Source organism: Chryseobacterium sp. S0630, from assembly GCF_024158915.1.
GTDB lineage: Bacteria > Bacteroidota > Bacteroidia > Flavobacteriales > Weeksellaceae > Chryseobacterium.
Genome location: NZ_JAMZGF010000066.1, coordinates 1 through 19,227, shown reverse-complemented (window position 1 = coordinate 19,227; position 19,227 = coordinate 1). Strand labels below are relative to the sequence as shown.

Here is a 19,227-nt window from a genome sequence, read left to right as displayed (position 1 = left end):
GCGAGCGTCTCGCTCGTGTCCAATGGTAAATAATAAAAGCCATTGCAGTGAGAATTGCAATGGCTTTTTATGTCTAAATAAGTTCTAATAATTATATGTCTCCATTCAATATAATTATCTAAATTCACATATAACTCCAAAGTAACCCCGCTGCCGCACGAATCCTTTCGTGTGGTGAAATAAGTTTATAAACAGGTTCAGGTAATTATATTCCTCCATTCAATATAATTATCTGAATTTACCAGGAAAGATTACCCAAAATTCCAAGATAACTGATTATATTTACAGAGCAGACGGAGTGAAAGTAAGAAAGGTTTTTGGAACAGAAACAACCGATTATCTGGATGGTTTTCAGTATACCAATTCGATATTAAAGTTTTTCCCTACAGCAGAAGGATATTTTAATGTTGAAACCGGAAAGTATGTGTATAACTATACGGATCATCTTGGAAATACCAGATTAAGCTATGCTAAAAATGGAGCAGGATTAGAGATCATTGAAGAGAGTAACTATTACCCGTTTGGATTGAAGCATGAAGGGTATAATGTATTGACGGGAAATCCAGCATATAAGTATAAGTACAACGGAAAAGAGCTGCAGGAGACTGGCATGTATGATTATGGGGCGAGGATGTATATGAGTGATATTGGACGGTGGTGTGTGATAGATCCGATGGCGGAGAAATTCTTTGATTTCACTGGTTACAATTATGTCTTAAATAATCCAATAAAATTTGTTGATAAAGATGGGATGGACGTTTATTTATTAAATGAAGAAGGTAAATTTATTCTAGCAAAAAAGCAAAAAGGAGATGATCTAGTTTATGGTTATAACAGTAAAACCGGAAAACTAAATGATAATAATGGAGATAAAAAAGGAGATTATAAAGATGGAATAAGAATAAAAACTAAAGGTTTGGTCGGACAACTACAATATTATAGAGATGGGCGTGAAGGAGATAATTATCCTGCATATCATCAGGCCATAAAGGAATATAGTTCACAGGTTGAAGATGATATGTTCAATTTATTTCAGTATGCTGCAAATAATGCTAAAAATGTTGAATTCTCACTTATAGATTTTGATAAGGGAGATAAGAGATACTTAGCTTTGCAAACATATAATGATTCTGGTTTTTCACCAGGATCTGGACAAATAGGTAAAGATGTAAAGACTAACGCAGAATACCATAATCACCCTTTTAAAACTAAATATGAAGAAAATTATACTGAACTAAATTCTATGGGATCTAGAGGGAAAGGCATATACTATGGACAAGGTGGAGATTATAGAAATACAGTTGATTACAATGTAAATTATCCTAATTATGTATTTTTTCCCAAATCAACAAATCTTTATAATGTCACTAAAACAGGTATTTATTTGATTAAGAAAATTAATAACGAAAGTAAAAATTTCAAGAAATGAGAGTAGTTATTTTATTTTTATTTATTTTATTCTTGAGCTGTAATAAAGAAAAAAAAGAAGATTTTTTTTTTAATGACAACCTTTATCGTGAAGTATTAAATTATCAGAAAAAAAATCCTATCCCCAATAATGATTTATATAAATTATTTATCTACGAAATAAATTTTTCAAAGAAAAAAGATACATTACTTACTATAACAGTTAGTCCAACAGGAATTATTTCGAAAAACAGTTTTGGTATTTATAAGAATAAAATTCTTAAACCGTCTTATATAATCGATAATAAGAATTTTGGTAAAAGGTTTGTAAAGACTTATAAAAAAGAAGGTGTGGAATCTTATATTTTGAATGAAATTCCACCACATATTGACAAAATTTATCCTGTTTATAAATATAAAATAAAGAGAGATAAATTAATTCTTTTAGATTCTTTAAGATAAGCAATTATTATGCTCCGTTAGCGTCAGGAAGCACCGGAAGTACTATTACTTATGATGTCAATGGAAACATGACCACCCAATTGGATAAAGGAATTTCCTCCATCCAATATAATTATCTGAATTTACCAGGAAAGGTTACCCCCGCTGCCGCACGAATCCTTTCGTGTGGTGAAATAAGTTTATAAACAGGTTCAGGTAATTATATTCCTCCATTCAATATAATTATCTGAATTTACCAGGAAAGATTACCCAAAATTCCAAGATAACTGATTATATTTACAGAGCAGACGGAGTGAAAGTAAGAAAGGTTTTTGGAACAGAAACAACCGATTATCTGGATGGTTTTCAGTATACCAATTCGATATTAAAGTTTTTCCCTACAGCAGAAGGATATTTTAATGTTGAAACCGGAAAGTATGTGTATAACTATACTGACCATCTGGGAAATACAAGATTAAGCTATGCTAAGAATGGGGTAGGATTAGAGATCATTGAAGAAAGTAATTATTATCCTTTTGGATTGAAGCATGAGGGGTATAATGTATTGACGGGAAATCCTGCGTATAGGTATAAGTACAACGGTAAAGAACTTCAGGAGACGGGTATGTATGCAATGGACTTCCGTCATTATATGCCGGACATTGGTAGATTTACAGGAATGGACAGACTTTCTGAAATATTACCAACGCTTACACCATACCGATTTGGTTTTGATAGTCCAGTGAACTTTGCCGATCCTACAGGTTTATTTGAAACCAGAAAAGAAGCAAGAGAATATAGAAGAGAGCATGGGATTACTGGTTCTATAAAAAGAAATGAAGATGGCTCATATTCTATTAATGATAAGAAAAACGGTGTTAGTTATACCATGGGATCTGAAGGATCTGGAGAAACTTTCGCAAATGATGGTGTGCAGGAATCTGTATTAATTACGGGAAAAGCAAAACCACAAACAACGGAAACGGCAAACTGGTACGGTCCTGGTGGACAAGCGAACTGGGCTTTTGGCACAGGTGCTACCATAGCAGGCTTTAAAGGAATCCTAAATTCTGAGCAAATGTATGCTACAGGTCTGAGAAGAGGATTGGCTGGAAATTATCAGCTAAGTGGTAGAAATCTTAGTTTGTTTGGAAAAATGCCAGCAACAAAAGCTACAATCCCTATTTCTAAAATAGGAAGATGGGGAGGAATACTAAGTAAAGCGTCTTTTGGAGCAGGCGTTGTAATGGACGGAGTTGGTGTTTGGAATTACACACAGAATCCAAATTCTCCAAATGCCGTTCATCCGGCAAAAGCAGGATTAAATACAACAATGGGAGCTATTGGGGTCTGGGGAGGCCCTCCGGGAGCAGTCATTTCTACAGTTTATTTTGGTATAGATGCCTTCTATCCGGGAGGATGGGTAGGAGCGGCGGCAGATCAGGAAAGATTATATCAGGAAAACAAAGCAATAGATCCCAACTGGCAGGCGTTTCCTGGTGCAATGAAACAATAATAAGATATACATATGAAAAAGATAAAACAAGCTTATTATTATTTCTTCTATAAAATTTATCGTTCTATAGAATATACTTCAGAGTTATCAGGAGGAAACTTTCTCACCTCTTTTAAAGCGGGTTTTGTTATGATTGTTTTAGAGATATGGACCCTAATGTCATTGGGAGCATATTATGCTATTTATACAAAAATGGCTGTAGAGCTTTCTATTTCAATGCCTATTATATATATACCTTTATTAATTATTATTGGGTTTAATTATTTTACATTGGATTATAAAGATACTTGGAAGGAATATAATGCTGAATTTGACAAGCTGCCTAAGAATAAGAATAGACTTGGGGGCTGGATAGTTTTTGGAATAGTATTATTAATAGTCAGTAATTTGGTTTATTCGTTTTATCTGATGAGCCAGATAGATTGGAGCCAGTATAGATAGAAGAAGCCTCGCACTATGCGAGGCTTCTTCTATCTATAAGCTAATCTATTTTTAGCATGCTGTATAAGCCCTGCTGCGCAAAGTCTCCCGACTTTGAGCAGATAAATAAAGAACCCTCGCAAAATTGCGAGGGTTTTGTGTTTTATAGCGCTGCTACATTTTTATTAAAGAAGTCTTTAAATTTTTGTTTGGTAATCCCCCCCGCTGCCGCACGAATCCTTTCGTGTGGTGAAATAAGTTTATAAACAGGTTCTGGTAATTATATTCTTCCATCCAATATAATTATCTGAATTTACCAGGAAAGATTACCCAAAATTCCAAGATAACTGATTATATTTACAGAGCAGACGGAGTGAAAGTAAGAAAAGTATTCGGAACAGAAACAACCGATTACCTGGATGGTTTTCAGTATACCAATTCGATATTAAAGTTTTTCCCAACAGCAGAAGGATATTTTAATGTTGAAACTGGAAAGTATGTGTATAATTATACGGATCATCTTGGAAATGTTAGATTAAGTTATGCTAAAAATGGAGCAGGAACAGAGATCATTGAAGAAAGTAATTATTATCCATTTGGACTGAAGCATGAGGGGTATAATGGATTAACAGGAAATTTAGCATATAAATATAAGTACAATGGAAAGGAGCTGCAGGAAAGTGGAATGTATGATTATGGGGCGAGATTTTATATGCCGGATATTGGACGATGGGGTGTTGTGGATCCAAAAGCAGAATTATTAGAAAGTTCATCCCCTTATGTTTATGCTCTTAATAGTCCTATTCTTTATATAGATAAAGATGGTGAACTTCCAATATTAATTAATGGTAGAGTTTCAGAAGGAGATGTAGATAGAGCAAGTCCAAGTTATTGGACTCAAGCTATAATCAATACAATAAAAGGTTCTGGAATTCCTAATCCTGGAGGTCAATTTCATTTTGTAGATGGAGATAGATATGCTCAACAAGATTTTTCTGGAAACTGGAGTATACAAAAGGGGAATTATTTTTTAGGAAACACACCTGAAAACAGAATTCAAGCAGGTAGAATGGCTATGAATGATGGAGAATTTCAAAATATTTTATCAAAGCTAGCAAAAGATCCAAAGACAGGAAAAATAATAGAGAAAATACAAATTTATACTCACAGTAGAGGAGCAGCTTTCGGACAAGGCTATACAGAGCGTTTGGTTCAAATGATAAAAGAAAATGCTGATTTATTTGCAGATCCTAACAATGTTGTTGAGTTTTCATATAATATGGCTCCCCATCAATCTGGAAGATTAAAGGCTGTTGATGGAGTTGATACTTATACACAAGATCATAATCACGATGGGTTATCTGGAAATGATATGAAAAGTGCGAAAGGTGCTTTCAGTTCTAATGAAAGGGTTAAAGGTTTTTTTGGAGCACATGATATATCTTCATTTCAAAAAGATTTAAAAGCATTTACATCAGCGGTTTTACAAGGAGGCACAAATCAACAAATTATTAATAATTTTGTACAAGAAATGAAGAAAAAGTACAACATAACTGTAACTGTTAGTCAATAATTAATATGAAATCACTATTAAAATTTTATCTTTTAAATATATTGTTATTATTGATCTTTATAATTATTTGGTATTTTTCCTGTTTTTTATTAGGATATGCAAGTAATAGCCAAAAGCACCAGTTTAAAATTTGGATGCTTTATTTTATAACTATTCTATTGCATTTTATTTTATCTGGAATAATAATGAAAAGAAATTTTCAAGATTTAAGTATTTTTCATTTAATAGTAAATGTTTTACTATATGTACTTGCTACAATATATCTCTATAATAACACTTAAGAACCCCGCTGCCGCACGAATCCTTTCGTGTGGTGAAATAAGTTTATAAACAGGTTCAGGTAATTATATTCCTCCATCCAATATAATTATCTGAATTTACCAGGAAAAGTTACCCAAAATTCCAAGATAACTGATTATATTTACAGAGCAGACGGAGTGAAAGTAAGAAAGGTTTTCGGAACAGAAACAACCGACTATCTGGATGGCTTCCAGTATACTAATTCAGTATTAAAGTTTTTCCCTACAGCAGAAGGATATTTTAATGTTGAAACCGGAAAGTATGTGTATAACTATACTGACCATCTGGGAAATACAAGATTAAGCTATGCTAAGAATGGGGTAGGATTAGAGATCATTGAAGAAAGTAATTATTATCCTTTTGGATTGAAGCATGAGGGGTATAATGGATTGGTAGGAAATCCTTTGTATAGATACAAGTACCAAGGACAAGAGTTACAGGAGACTGGTTGGTATAGCTTTAAGTGGAGAAATTACATGCCTGATGTAGGAAGGTTCTTTAATATTGATCCTTTGGCAGAAACATATCCAACTTGGGGACCTTATGTTTTTAGTGGCAATAGAGTAATTGACGCAAGAGAACTGGAAGGATTAGAACCTTATGTTTTATTTAATACCAGAGAGAATGCTGCAATAAATTTTGGACATCAATATAATGGGAAATCCATTAAACAATATAGAGAATATGCAGCAATTATTTATTCTGTAAAAAAATCTGACGGAAAAACTTATTATGCATATAACAAACCCGTAAAAGGAGGCAATGCTGGAGCTACTCCAAATCATAAATTGCCTAATGGCACTAGAGCTGCTGGAATTATCCACTCTCACGGAGGTTATGAAGTTAATTATGATAACAACAATTTTTCCGGATCAACAGGAGACAAGGGTTATGCTGAATATTATGACTTAGATATTTTTGTTTCTACTCCAAATGGTTCGCTAAAATATTATGATGTTAGCTCAAATACCGAAAGAACGGTTACTACTAAATTGCCAAGTGATCCTAATGATCCTACTAGACAAAATAAAACCCCACCAGTAGAAAATCCAAATCCTGCAACTGGCGATTATAAACCTAAACCTATTAAAATATTTCCAGAATCAGATCCTTCAACTGACAGACCGAAATCTGTATTAGACGGTGGTTTAAAATCAATAGAAGATAAAAGAAGAGAACAAACACCATTAATAGATAGATCAGGACCTACAAAAATTAATTAATTATGAGACATTACTTTTTAATAATATCCACAATTTTACTATCTTGTTGCAAGAATGGAAAATTAAACCAAAAAGAAGATCAGAGTTCAGACTCAAATGTTGCAATTTCGCTTGCGGGTGAAAAATGGATAGAGATTTATGGTAAATCAGTAAATGAACAAAAACCATTTGTTGCAGAAAAGAAAAATGATAGTCTTTGGATTGTTCAGGGAACCCTACCAAAGAATAGATTGGGAGGTGTTGCTTATGCAGAGGTAAACATTAAAACTAAGAAAGTTATTAAATATACTCACGGAAAATAAGAACATTATAAACCAACCCCCCCCCAGCTGCGCAAAGTCTCCAGACTTTGAGCTTATTAAATAACTTACCCTTTGGTTTTGTTTCCAAGGTAGAATAAATAACAACCCTTGCAAATATGGCAAGGGTTGTTTTATAAACAAGGTTCTATTAATCATATTTCCATCCAATATAATTATCTGAATTTACCAGGAAAGATTACCCAAAATTCCAAGATAACTGATTATATTTACAGAGCAGACGGAGTGAAAGTAAGAAAGGTTTTTGGAACAGAAACAACCGATTATCTGGATGGTTTTCAGTATACCAATTCGATATTAAAGTTTTTCCCTACAGCAGAAGGATATTTTAATGTTGAAACCGGAAAGTATGTGTATAACTATACTGACCATCTGGGAAATACAAGATTAAGCTATGCTAAGAATGGGGTAGGATTAGAGATCATTGAAGAAAGTAATTATTATCCTTTTGGATTGAAGCATGAGGGGTATAATGGATTGGTAGGAAATCCTTTGTATAGATACAAGTACAACGGCAAAGAACTTCAGGAGACAGGAATGTATGATTATGGCTGGCGTCAATATATGCCTGACTTGGGTCGATGGATACAGTCAGGTCCACTGATAAAGGATTTAGATTTTACTTTTGACCCTAATAATATTGATGATGACGATGATGACGAAGTAGCAAGTGCAATTGAAACTACTTTGGGTAATGACGGTGGAATTTTCAATCCTGATAACCTAAGCCCATACTCTTATGGATATAACAACCCCATAAAATTTGATGATCCAGATGGAAGATGTCCAACTTGCATTGTTGGTGCACTTGTTGGAGGATTAACAGATTATGGTATCCAAGTCGCGGCCAACTATATGGATGATAATGTGAAAAATAAATGGACAGATAATATTAGTCTTTCTTCAATTGCATTATCTGCTGCGGAAGGTGCATTAACACAAGGAGGAAGTGCATTAAGAAAAGTAGCTGTTAAAGGAGTGGTTATGGTAGCTAAAAATACAATAGAATATAATACTTCGAAAGGATTTAAAGTCGAAAAAAATGTTGGAAATATTGCTAAAAATACGGCAATCGATGCAGCGACAGGATTTGCGGTAAAAAAAGCAGGAGGAGCGTTTAAGACTTCTAAACTTAACAATGTTGCCAATAAAGCAATTGTCAGTAATTCAAGTGCTAAAAAAGCATTAGAAGCCGTAGGATTAACATCAAGACAAGCTTATAATGTTACCAAAAAGGCGGAAATAAAAAATATTTCAAAACAAGTTAGTAAAGGTATTAATAATGTAACCAATAAAAGTGTAGAAAATACAACTAACGCAGTAACTAAAAATACTGTAGATAAATATAAAGAAAAAACAAATCGATGAGTAGTAAAACAGCAATAAGAATACTTATTATCTTAGTTTTAATTTATTTCTTGAGAACCCTAATTATATATAAACCGATTTTAAGTTTATTTAAAACCGAACAAACAAAAGGAGTTATAATAAATAATAAAAATTTTTTACGAAGAGGATTTTTAACAGGAGCATTTACATATTCTTACAATTTCAAGATAAATGATAAAGTTTATACAAACGACAGTAAAAATGAAAATGTTAAAATAGGTGATACTGTTTTGGTTGAATACAATGAAACTTTCCCTTTTATAAATAGAATAAAAGATAAAAAATAGAATATCTCCTGCTGGCGCGAGCGTCTCGCTCGTGTCCAATGGTAAATAATAAAAGCCATTGCAGTGAGAATTGCAATGGCTTTTTATGTCTAAATAAGTTCTAATAATTATATGTCTCCATTCAATATAATTATCTAAATTCACATATAACTCCAAAGTAACTGATTATATTTACAGAGCAGACGGAGTGAAAGTAAGAAAGGTTTTCGGAACAGAAACAACCGATTATCTGGATGGCTTCCAGTATACCAATTCTATATTAAAGTTTTTCCCAACGGCGGAAGGATATTTTAATATGGAGACCGGAAAGTATGTATATAATTATACTGACCATCTGGGAAATACAAGATTAAACTATGCTAAGAATGGGGTAGGATTAGAGATCATTGAAGAGAGTAATTATTACCCGTTTGGATTGAAGCATGAGGGGTATAATGGATTGGTAGGAAATCCTTTGTATAGATACAAGTACAACGGCAAAGAACTTCAGGAGACAGGAATGTATGATTATGGCTGGCGTCAATATATGCCTGACTTGGGTCGATGGATACAGTCAGGTCCACTGATAAAGGATTTAGATTTTACTTTTGACCCTAATAATATTGATGATGACGATGATGACGAAGTAGCAAGTGCAATTGAAACTACTTTGGGTAATGGCGGTGGAATTTTCAATCCTGATAACCTAAGCCCATACTCTTATGGATATAACAACCCCATAAAATTTGATGACCCAGATGAAAGATGTCCAACTTGTATCGTTGGAGCTGCTACAGAATATGGATTACAGGTTGCAGCAAACTATCTTGATCCTGAAGTTAAAAATAAGTGGACAGACAACATCTCTCTTTCATCAATTGCTTTATCTGCTTTAGAAGGGGGATTAACACAAGGCAGTAGTGCACTTAGAAAAGCAGCTGTAAAGACAACCGTAATGATAGCAAAAAATACGGTGGAAGTAAATACAACGAAAGGAGCTAAAATGGAGACTAATTTTCGGAATGTTGCAAAAAATACTCTTATAGATGCGGCTGCTGGAGGTGTTACTAAGAAAATTGGGGGATTAGCTAAAACGGCAAAATTAGAAAAGATAGATAAATTGGCTACTAAAGTTAATTTAAACAGTAATGCTAAAGCTAAGAATTTTGTAAAAAAGATAACTGGATTTAGTTCTAGAAGATCAAGTAATGTTTCAAAAAAGCTTGATGTAAAGGCGGTTTCAAAGCAGGTAAGTAATGGGGTTAAAAACTTTACCAATAAAACTGTTGAAAATTCTACTAATGCAGTTACTAAAAATAAAGTGGATAAAGTAAAAGATAAGACAAATGACTAAGAAAAGTTTTTTTTTAATTTTAATATTACTAGTTATGATTTTTCTTAATAGAAATGTTATGATATACAGACCTCTAATGAAAATCATTCCTCTAAAACAGACTCAAGGATTGATTATAGATGAAAAAGAGCCCCAAAGAAGGGGCTTTATAACAGGAGCATTTAATTACTATTATGAATTTTCTGTAAAAGATAAGAAATATTCAAATCCTAGTTATGATGATAGTTATAAGATAGGGGATGCAGTTTGGATAGAGTATAATGAAACTTTCCCTTTTATAAATAGAATAAAAGATAAAAAATAGAATATCCCTCGCTCCCGCACGATTATATCGTGTGGGAGATAATAAGAAGGAGGTTGTCTCACTTTTGAGAAAGTCTCTTCTTATCTTCTCCTGCTTGCGCGAGCGTCTCGCTCGTGTCCAAAAATAAAACAAAACCTCTGCAACAGCGGAGGTTTTTTATTTCTTGTGTTAAGAAAAGATATTGATAATCATCAAAAGTTAATAAACAATTGTCTTTGTAAATTATATAAAATGAATAAGTTATATTTTTGTATCCGAAAAATCTGTATATTGGATCTACCAAATTAAAGCGTAATCCGAAAAGCATATAGAGTAGGAGAAAAATCAAAAAATGTTACTATGAAAAACTTAAGAAAACTTTCAAAAAGAGAATTGAAAACGGTTCAGGGAGGTATCCCAATGTGTCTGCCAGGATACTTCTGGTGTTCATTTGTAAAAAAATGTATTCCTGTAGGATCACAATGCGGACTTATTATCGATTAACTAATTAAAAAATAGGAAAAACAGGCTGTCTCAGAAATGGGATAGCTTTTTTTGTATGCTTTCCACAAATCACTTAGGAATCAGGAGCGTAAATAAAATTTCAATGTAATCCGTTAAAAAATTTTCACTGTCTGAGCATGGGACTTGTCCAGAACCGAAGCAAAACCAAATGATCCATGCGAGTTTGGAAATTTTAGGAGTACATTCAAATTTTTAGCGGATAATTCCCGTCTTGAACTTTTGCATACTTTTGTTTCAAGACAAAAGTATAAGTATAAATTATGAATGAAAATCATCAAATCTGGATTTTCATCTCTCACTGAAAAACCGTATTTTTGTACATCTAAAAAGTAAAAGAACGAATGAATTCCTACAAAAATCCATTGGAAGAGCGCTACTCCAGTGAAGAAATGTTATTTAACTTCTCACACAATAACAAATTCCAGAATTGGAGAAAGCTTTGGATAGCTCTTGCTGAAATCGAAAAAGACCTTGGACTTGAAATTACAGACGAGCAGATCGCTGAGTTAAAAGCTAATGCTGAAAACATCGATTACGTAAAAGCTGCAGAGTACGAAAAAAAATTCCGTCATGATGTAATGGCTCACGTTCACGCCTATGGTGATGTGGCGCCTTCAGCAAAAGGAATTATCCACCTGGGAGCAACTTCAGCTTTTGTAGGAGACAATACAGACTTAATTCAGATCCGTGACGGACTTTTAATCTTAAAGAAAAAGTTGGTGAATGTGATGAAAAATCTTTCGGATTTTGCCATTCAGTATAAAGACCTTCCGACTTTAGGATTCACACACTTCCAGCCGGCTCAGTTGACGACAGTTGGGAAAAGAGCTACACTTTGGTTACAGAGTTTGGTTCTTGACATCGAAGAATTGGATTTCTTCCTTGAAACACTTCGTTTCAGAGGAGTAAAAGGAACTACAGGAACTGCTGCCAGCTTCCTTGAATTGTTCAACGGTGATTATTCTAAAGTAAAACACTTAGATAAAGAACTTTCAAAAAGATTCGGTTTCGAAAAAGTGTTTGGAGTTTCCGGACAGACTTACGATAGAAAAATTGATGCGAAAGTGGTTGCTTTATTAGGAAATATTGCACAATCTGCACATAAATTCACAAACGATTTACGTTTACTTCAAAACCTTAAGGAAATTGAAGAACCATTCGAGAAAAACCAGATCGGTTCTTCGGCAATGGCTTACAAGCGTAACCCAATGAGAAGTGAAAGAATCGGAGCATTGGCAAAATATGTAATGTCTCTGACAACAAGTTCTGCAATGGTAGCTTCTACACAATGGTTTGAAAGAACATTGGATGACTCTGCGAATAAGAGATTAACAATTCCTCAGGCATTTTTAGCTGTTGATGCTATTCTATTAATCTGGAACAACATCATGAACGGAATCGTTGTTTATCCAAACAGAATCAACAAGCACATTATGGAAGAACTTCCTTTCATGGCGACAGAATATATCATCATGGAAGAAGTAAAAGCCGGTGGTGACCGTCAGGAAATCCACGAGGTGATCAGAGTTCACTCTATGGAAGCTTCCAAGAAAGTGAAAGAAGAAGGAAAAGAAAACGATCTTATCGAAAGAATCTTAAACGATGATTCTTTAAAACTAGACAAATCAAAACTGAAAGAAGTTTTAGACCCTAAGAACTTTATTGGTTTCGCGCCGATCCAGACGGAGGAATTCATCAAAAATGAAGTGCAGCCGATTATAGACCAAAACAAAGATTTAATAGGATTGGAAGCTGATCTTAAAGTATAAAACAATATGCAGTCTTTTGGGCTGCATATTTTATTTCCCACTCCAAATTACTATGAAAAAACTACTATTAACCATTCTATTAACACCAATCATTTCTTTTTCTCAGAGTAAAGAGGATTTACATTACTTTAAATCCAAAGATTCTCTGGTGGGAGTAAAAGATAAAGCAGGAAAAATAATTGTTCCTGCACAGTTCAAAATCTTTTCATTTTTAAAAGATGGAGATCCTGTAGAAGGAGAAACTATTCTTTTTGATGGCAGTAAAGAAGGTGAAAAATCAGAGAAAAATGCATGGGGATATGTGTACGACAGAAAAGGTAAATTTCTGTATCAACCATTCCTTTATGACAATGGAGCAGATTATTTCTCTGAAGGACTGAGAAGATTGGTTAAAAATGGTAAAGTAGGATTTGCAGACCGAAACGGAAAGACAATTATTGATGCTGAGCATGATTTTGTATCACCTTTCAATTATGGATACGCTACCTTTTGTGACGGCTGCGATTGGGAAAAGACCAATGATGAGCACAGAGCAATTGTAGGAGGGAAATGGGGTGTGATGAATGTCAAAGGACAAACGGTTCAATCATTGGCAAAACCAACAAAACAGGATGTTGAAATAGACGGGAAATACTACCCGAATCCGTTTCAATACAATGAAAAAGAGAAGAATATCCTTCAGTTCTTTGAAAAACAAAAGGAAAAGCTTTCAGCCCTTTATTATGTAAATTTTTACAATAAACTGTCTGAAAAAGAAAAGAATCTGTTTTTTGAAATTGTAGAAAGACCAAAAGAAAACTTTCCGTATTATCAGGTGAATACCTATAATCACAAGAAAAAAGATTTGGATATGCTTTACCGTTTCAAATTCCTGGTCTCAGAAGATGGTAAAACATTTTATGCCATTGAGGATTTTAATGAAAAGAAAGTTTCTTTTGAAAACTGGCTGAAAGAAGAAATAAAAAATGCAGAAGACTTTCAGAAAGAACATAAGGACAATCCGAATAAATTTATAAAAAAATAAAATAAATTTGGAAATTCCATAGGTCAAATTTAAAGAAAATACGACTTATTCCTTTAAATTTGTACGGAATAATGGTTAGAGAGAAATCTTTCCCAAAATTTTCAATACAGATGAATTTAAAGATGGAAACTTTAAATCCAGAAAAAGTAAAAAAAATAAATCTAATATTAAAAATCTGATATCTAATTTTTAATAATGCTACAGAATCAAAATCATCAACAATTAATGACCGATCTTAAGGAGCTGGTAGACAAGACAAGAAGTCAGGTTGCAGCTCAGGTAAACTCGGCAATGGTGGTTTTGTACTGGGAGATAGGAAAAAGAATAAATGAAGATGTTTTAGATAATAAGAGAGCAGAGTATGGTAAAGAAGTTATTGTACAAATCTCTCAACAACTTACGTTAGAATTTGGAAATTCATTTTCTGAAAAAAATATCCGAAAAATGATGCAGTTTGCGTCTGTTTTCAGTGATTTTAATATTGTCGCATCAGCGATGCGACAATTATCGTGGACTCACTTTCTGCTTCTTATTCCTATTTCTCAAGATACTAAAAGAAACTTTTATCTTGAAGTTTGTAAAATTGAAAATTGGAGTGTTAGAGTCTTGAGAGAAAAAATCAATTCTCTGCTTTTTGAACGAACAGCAATAAGCAAAAAGCCTGAGGAAATAATAGATAAAGAACTGAAAAACTGGTCTGAAAATAATATTTTAAATCCTGACTTAGTTTTTAAGGATCCCTATTTTCTTGATTTTTTAGAATTGAAAGATACCTTTTCTGAAAAAGATTTAGAAGAAGCCATTATTGTGGAACTTCAAAAATTCATTTCTGAGTTGGGAAGTGATTTTGCATTTCTTTCAAGACAAAAAAGAATCACAATAGATAGCAGAGATTACTACCTGGATTTACTTTTCTATCACAGGAAACTAAAATCTTTAGTCGTTATCGAGCTAAAATTGGGTGAATTTGAAGCCAGCCATAAAGGTCAGATGGAGCTCTATCTCTCATATCTGAATAAATATGAAAAAGTAGAGGGTGAAAACCCACCCATCGGTTTAATCCTTTGTTCTGGGAAAAATTCCGAACATATAGAACTCATGAATCTGGAAGGAGATAATATAAAAGTAGCAGAATATTTACTTATCTTACCTTCAGAAAAAGTTTTGCTTGAAAAATTGCATCGTTCAATAGAGATAGCAAGAAATAAATTTGAAAATAAAAAATAAATCTAATATTAAAAATCTGACATCTAATGTCTAATAACAAAAGAATTTTCGTAGAAAAAAGAGGAATTTTCGATGTTGAAAGTCCAAAAATTTTTGATGAAGTAAAAGCGGTTGTCCCGGCAATTCAAAGTGTGAAAGTATACAATGTGTATGATATTTTCAACTTGAATGACGGAGAATTTGAAAAAGTGGTGAACAACACTTTCGTAGACCCTGTTACTGATATTTTACATACAGAAAACCCTGCAAAAGCTACTCACTTCGGAATGGAATTTTTGCCTGGTCAGTATGATCAGAGGGCAGATTCTGCACAACAGTGTATCGCTTTACTGACTGAAAATGAAAAATCAAAAGTAAGAAGTGGAAAATTAATCGAATTTGAAGGAGTTTCTGAAGCGGATTTGGTTAAAATCAAAGACCTTTTGATCAACAAAGTAGAATCTCAGGAAAAAGACTTATCAATTCTGGATATTCCTGCAGATGAAATCCCATCAAAAGTAATCATCCACGAAAACTTCATCAATTTCAATGATGCGGAACTGGAGAACTTCTATAACAACCACGGTTTTGCATTAGGATTAGACGACTTGAAATTCATTCAGGATTACTTCAAAACTGAAGAAAGAAATCCTACGGAAACAGAATTAAAAGTATTAGACACGTATTGGAGCGACCACTGCCGTCACACCACTTTCGAAACACAGTTGTCAGACATTCAGTTTGAAGGTCAGTTCAAACACACATTGGAAACTATTTTCAATGATTATATCGAAAAAAGAAAATTCTTAGGCCGTGAGCTGAAGCCAATTTCATTAATGGATCTGGCAACAGTATGTGGTAAATATTTCCATAAAACAGGAAACCTGGATAATCTTGTTATCTCAGACGAGATCAATGCATGTACGATCCAGATTGAAGCAGAATACGACGGTAAAAAAGAACCTTGGTATTTATTATTCAAAAACGAAACGCATAATCACCCAACAGAAATTGAACCTTTCGGAGGTGCTTCTACTTGTTTGGGAGGTGCTATCAGAGATCCATTATCCGGAAGATCTTTTGTTTTCCAGGCGATGAGATTAACAGGTGCTGCAGACGTTTTAGAATCTGTTGACAAAACATTACCAGGGAAATTACCTCAGAAAACCATTACAAAACAGGCTGCCAACGGATATTCGTCTTATGGTAACCAAATTGGTCTTGCCACTACAATGGTTTCTGAAATCTATGACGAAGGGTACAAAGCCAAGAGAATGGAAGTAGGTTTCGTTACCGGAGCTGTTCCCGTAGATTGGGTAAGACGTGAGAAGCCTGAAAATGGTGACTCTATCATTATTTTAGGAGGAGCAACAGGTCGTGACGGAGTAGGAGGAGCAAGCGGAAGTTCAAAAGAACAGGACGAAACTTCTATACACACGATGAGTTCTGAAGTTCAGAAAGGAAATGCTGTAGAAGAGCGTAAAATCCAGAGATTATTCAGAAATCCTGAAGTTACAAAGCTGATTAAAAAATCAAACGACTTCGGAGCAGGAGGTGTTTCTGTAGCGATTGGTGAAATTGCAGACTCTTTAGAAGTAAACCTTGATGTATTACCTTTAAAATATGAAGGATTAAACGGAACGGAGCTGGCTATTTCTGAGTCTCAGGAAAGAATGGCTGTGGTAGTAGATCCTCAGGATAAAGAAAAATTCATCAAATTCTGTGAAGCTGAAAACATTGTTGCAGTAGAAGTAGCAAAAGTGACAGATTCCGGAAGAATGCAGATGTTCTGGAAAGGAGACAAAATTGTAGACCTTTCAAGAGCTTTCTTAGATACCAACGGGTGTTCAAAATCTCAGGAAGTGAAAATCACTCACCTTGAAGAAGTAAAAGAAGAAACAAAAGCTTTCACAGCAGAAAACTTCCTGAACATCTTAAAAGATAAAAACGTAGCTTCCCAAAAAGGACTATTGGAAATGTTCGACTCTTCAGTAGGAGGAACTACCGTAGCAATGCCTTTAGGAGGGAAATACCAGCAGACGCTAATGGAAGGAAGTGTGCAGACACTACCGATCTTAGGAGCAAAAGATATTAAAACCGTTTCTTTGGCAAGCTGGGGATTCGATGCTGAAATTTCAAAACAAAACTCACTGTTAGGATCATCTTATGCTGTAGTAGAGAGTGTAGCGAAAATTGTGGCGATGGGAGGTGATTATAAAAATATCAGACTAAGCTTCCAGGAATACTTTGAAAAATTAGGACAGAACCCTGAAAAATGGGGTAAACCTTTAGCTTCACTTTTAGGAGCTTACGATGCACAGATCAATTTAGGTCTTGCAGCCATCGGAGGAAAAGATTCCATGAGTGGAACGTACCAGGATCTGAATGTTCCCCCAACCTTGATTTCTTTTGCATGTGCTAACGGAGATAAAGAAAATATCATCTCTCCTGAATTGAAAAATGCAGGAAATAAACTATATTTCTTCAATCATATTGCTCAGGAAAGCGGACTTCCAAACTATACTGCTTTAAAAGAAGTTTTTGAATTCATTTTTGAAAACATCAAAACAGGAAAAATTGTTTCTGTGAAAACAGTGAAAGAAGGAGGAATTGCGGTAGCTTTAGCAAAAATGAGCTTTGGAAACAGATTAGGTGCTGAAATCAATGCTGATGAAAACGCTTTATTAGCTAAAAATATCGGTAGCTTGATCATTGAAGCCAAAGAAGAATTAAGCTCAGCTGCTCTTCAGCTGATCGGAGAAGTGAAAGATTCAGGTATTGTAAAAATCAATGGCCTTGAATCAAATATCACAGATCTTGTAGCAGCCAATACCAATACATTCGAGAACCTTTTCCCAACAGTAGAAAAAGAAAAGATTACGGTTGAAATTGATGAAAAGTCAAACTCAATCCATCCAAGAAATATTATCATTAAAAAACACGGAATTGCACAGCCGAAAGTTTTTGCTCCGGTATTCCCGGGAACAAACTGTGAATATGACACACTGAATGCATTCCAGAAAGAAGGCGCTGTAGTAAGCAGCTTGCCTTTAATCAATATCAATCATCAGTTACTGGATGAAAGCATTGATGCATGGGTAGAAGAGATCAGAACTTCTCAGATTCTGGCATTCTCAGGAGGTTTCTCCGCAGGTGATGAGCCGGATGGTTCTGCAAAATTCATCGTGAACGTTCTGAAAAACGAGAAAATGAAAAATGCAGTTCACGAATTGCTAGACAGAGACGGGATGATTATCGGGATCTGTAACGGATTCCAGGCGCTAGTGAAGTCAGGATTGTTACCTTACGGAAGAATCAAAGATCTGGATGAAAACTCTCCAACATTAGCTCACAATGCGATCAGAAGACATATCTCTCAGATGGTAACTGTACAAGTAGTGAATGACGAAAGCCCTTGGTTAAAAGGAATGAAAGGACAAACTTTCACAATTCCGATTTCCCACGGAGAAGGACGTTTCATGGCTTCACAAGAAGAAATCAAGAAATTGTATGAAAACGGACAGATTGCTACCCAATACATAGATTTTGACGGAAACATTGCTCACGGAATGCCTTTCAACCCAAATAACTCATTATTCGGAATCGAAGGAGTTACCAGCCCATGTGGAAAGATCTACGGAAGGATGGGACACCCGGAACGTTTTGCTGAAGGTCTCATGAAGAATATACCAACCGCGAATTATCACAACATATTCAAAAACGGTGTTGAATACTTCAAATAATAATACAAGAAAAATGATCGTCATTCATGGCGGTCATTTTTCGTCTTTAGCAGGTTTCTACGAAGAAGCTTCCAGTGTTCTGATGAAAGATACAGACTGGAAAGTAGGAACATTAGACGGATTTGATGATATTCTTTACGGAGGTTTCGGAATATTCGAAAACAAAGAAGAAATTGAAATAATCTGGAAAGAATCGCAGAAGTCAAAAGAAGACTTAGGTTTTAAGGCTACCTGTGAATTTTATGAAAATAAAATCAGACAGGGAAAACCATTCAATATAGAATTAATTCAGCAGAAATTAGACGAATTAACCGAAGGAAAAGGGCAAACACTTTTTGAAATCCTGATTGAAATTATAGAATCACATACGAATATTACGCTGAGCCAGGAATAATGAGTAATGAGTAATGAGTAATGAGTAATGAGTAATGAGTAATGAGTAATGAGTAATGAGTAATGAGTAATGAG

General features: G+C 34.4%; 15 protein-coding genes and 2 pseudogenes. All 17 read left to right on the top strand.

Translation table 11 applies throughout. The annotated features are described in order from the left end of the window. The first annotated feature begins 298 nt into the window (after positions 1–298). The 17 genes and pseudogenes from NK356_RS24300 to NK356_RS20700 all read left to right on the top strand — a co-directional run bounded on the left by NK356_RS24300 (position 299) and on the right by NK356_RS20700 (position 19,153). A complete protein-coding gene (locus NK356_RS24300) occupies positions 299–1,429 on the top strand; it encodes an RHS repeat domain-containing protein (RefSeq protein WP_367399319.1) in 1,131 nt (376 codons plus the stop codon). Beyond that, positions 1,426–1,869, top strand: a complete 444-nt coding sequence (locus NK356_RS20780) for a hypothetical protein (protein ID WP_253317938.1) — start codon at positions 1,426–1,428, stop codon at positions 1,867–1,869. Before NK356_RS24300 ends, NK356_RS20780 begins: the two co-directional genes overlap by 4 nt. Before the next feature lie 292 nt (positions 1,870–2,161). After that, positions 2,162–3,364 carry an RHS repeat-associated core domain-containing protein gene (locus NK356_RS24295; protein WP_367399318.1) on the top strand — a complete coding sequence of 401 codons (1,203 nt, stop codon included), beginning with the start codon at positions 2,162–2,164 and terminating at the stop codon, positions 3,362–3,364. A 12-nt stretch (positions 3,365–3,376) separates the two neighbouring features. Then, on the top strand, positions 3,377–3,805 hold the full coding sequence (locus NK356_RS20770; RefSeq protein ID WP_253317937.1) for a hypothetical protein: 429 nt from the start codon (positions 3,377–3,379) through the stop codon (positions 3,803–3,805). Between the two features lie 265 nt (positions 3,806–4,070). Further along, a pseudogene (locus NK356_RS20765) lies at positions 4,071–4,610 on the top strand (RHS repeat domain-containing protein); the annotation flags it as partial. A gap of 1,184 nt (positions 4,611–5,794) precedes the next feature. Then, entirely contained in the window at positions 5,795–6,880 is a 1,086-nt protein-coding gene (locus tag NK356_RS24290) for a DUF4329 domain-containing protein (RefSeq protein WP_367399317.1), read from the top strand. A gap of 2 nt (positions 6,881–6,882) precedes the next feature. Then, the gene (locus NK356_RS20750) at positions 6,883–7,182 is read left to right on the top strand and encodes an NTF2 fold immunity protein (protein ID WP_034699671.1); all 300 of its coding nucleotides are present in this window, start codon (positions 6,883–6,885) and stop codon (positions 7,180–7,182) included. Between the two features lie 159 nt (positions 7,183–7,341). Then, positions 7,342–7,809 (top strand): annotated as a pseudogene (locus tag NK356_RS20745) (RHS repeat-associated core domain-containing protein); the annotation flags it as partial. Positions 7,810–8,564: 755 nt separating this feature from the next. Beyond that, a complete protein-coding gene (locus NK356_RS20740; protein ID WP_253317936.1) occupies positions 8,565–8,876 on the top strand; it encodes a hypothetical protein in 312 nt (103 codons plus the stop codon). Positions 8,877–9,063: 187 nt separating this feature from the next. Beyond that, positions 9,064–10,209: an RHS repeat-associated core domain-containing protein gene (locus NK356_RS20735; protein ID WP_253317935.1), complete on the top strand. Its 1,146-nt coding sequence runs from the start codon at positions 9,064–9,066 to the stop codon at positions 10,207–10,209. A 76-nt stretch (positions 10,210–10,285) separates the two neighbouring features. Further along, complete coding sequence (locus NK356_RS20730) at positions 10,286–10,513, top strand: hypothetical protein (protein WP_253317934.1); 228 nt, start codon at positions 10,286–10,288, stop codon at positions 10,511–10,513. Between the two features lie 339 nt (positions 10,514–10,852). Next, positions 10,853–10,996, top strand: a complete 144-nt coding sequence (locus NK356_RS20725; RefSeq protein ID WP_156106605.1) for a hypothetical protein — start codon at positions 10,853–10,855, stop codon at positions 10,994–10,996. A gap of 362 nt (positions 10,997–11,358) precedes the next feature. Beyond that, on the top strand, positions 11,359–12,786 hold the full coding sequence (purB, locus tag NK356_RS20720; RefSeq protein WP_034699682.1) for an adenylosuccinate lyase: 1,428 nt from the start codon (positions 11,359–11,361) through the stop codon (positions 12,784–12,786). Between the two features lie 52 nt (positions 12,787–12,838). After that, the gene (locus NK356_RS20715; protein WP_253317933.1) at positions 12,839–13,810 is read left to right on the top strand and encodes a WG repeat-containing protein; all 972 of its coding nucleotides are present in this window, start codon (positions 12,839–12,841) and stop codon (positions 13,808–13,810) included. Positions 13,811–14,035: 225 nt separating this feature from the next. Further along, positions 14,036–15,037, top strand: a complete 1,002-nt coding sequence (locus NK356_RS20710) for a YhcG family protein (protein ID WP_253317932.1) — start codon at positions 14,036–14,038, stop codon at positions 15,035–15,037. 26 nt (positions 15,038–15,063) lie between these two features. Further along, positions 15,064–18,759 carry a phosphoribosylformylglycinamidine synthase gene (locus NK356_RS20705; protein WP_253317931.1) on the top strand — a complete coding sequence of 1,232 codons (3,696 nt, stop codon included), beginning with the start codon at positions 15,064–15,066 and terminating at the stop codon, positions 18,757–18,759. After that, a complete protein-coding gene (locus NK356_RS20700; RefSeq protein WP_051934634.1) occupies positions 18,740–19,153 on the top strand; it encodes a ribonuclease inhibitor in 414 nt (137 codons plus the stop codon). Before NK356_RS20705 ends, NK356_RS20700 begins: the two co-directional genes overlap by 20 nt. The last annotated feature ends 74 nt before the right edge of the window (positions 19,154–19,227 follow it).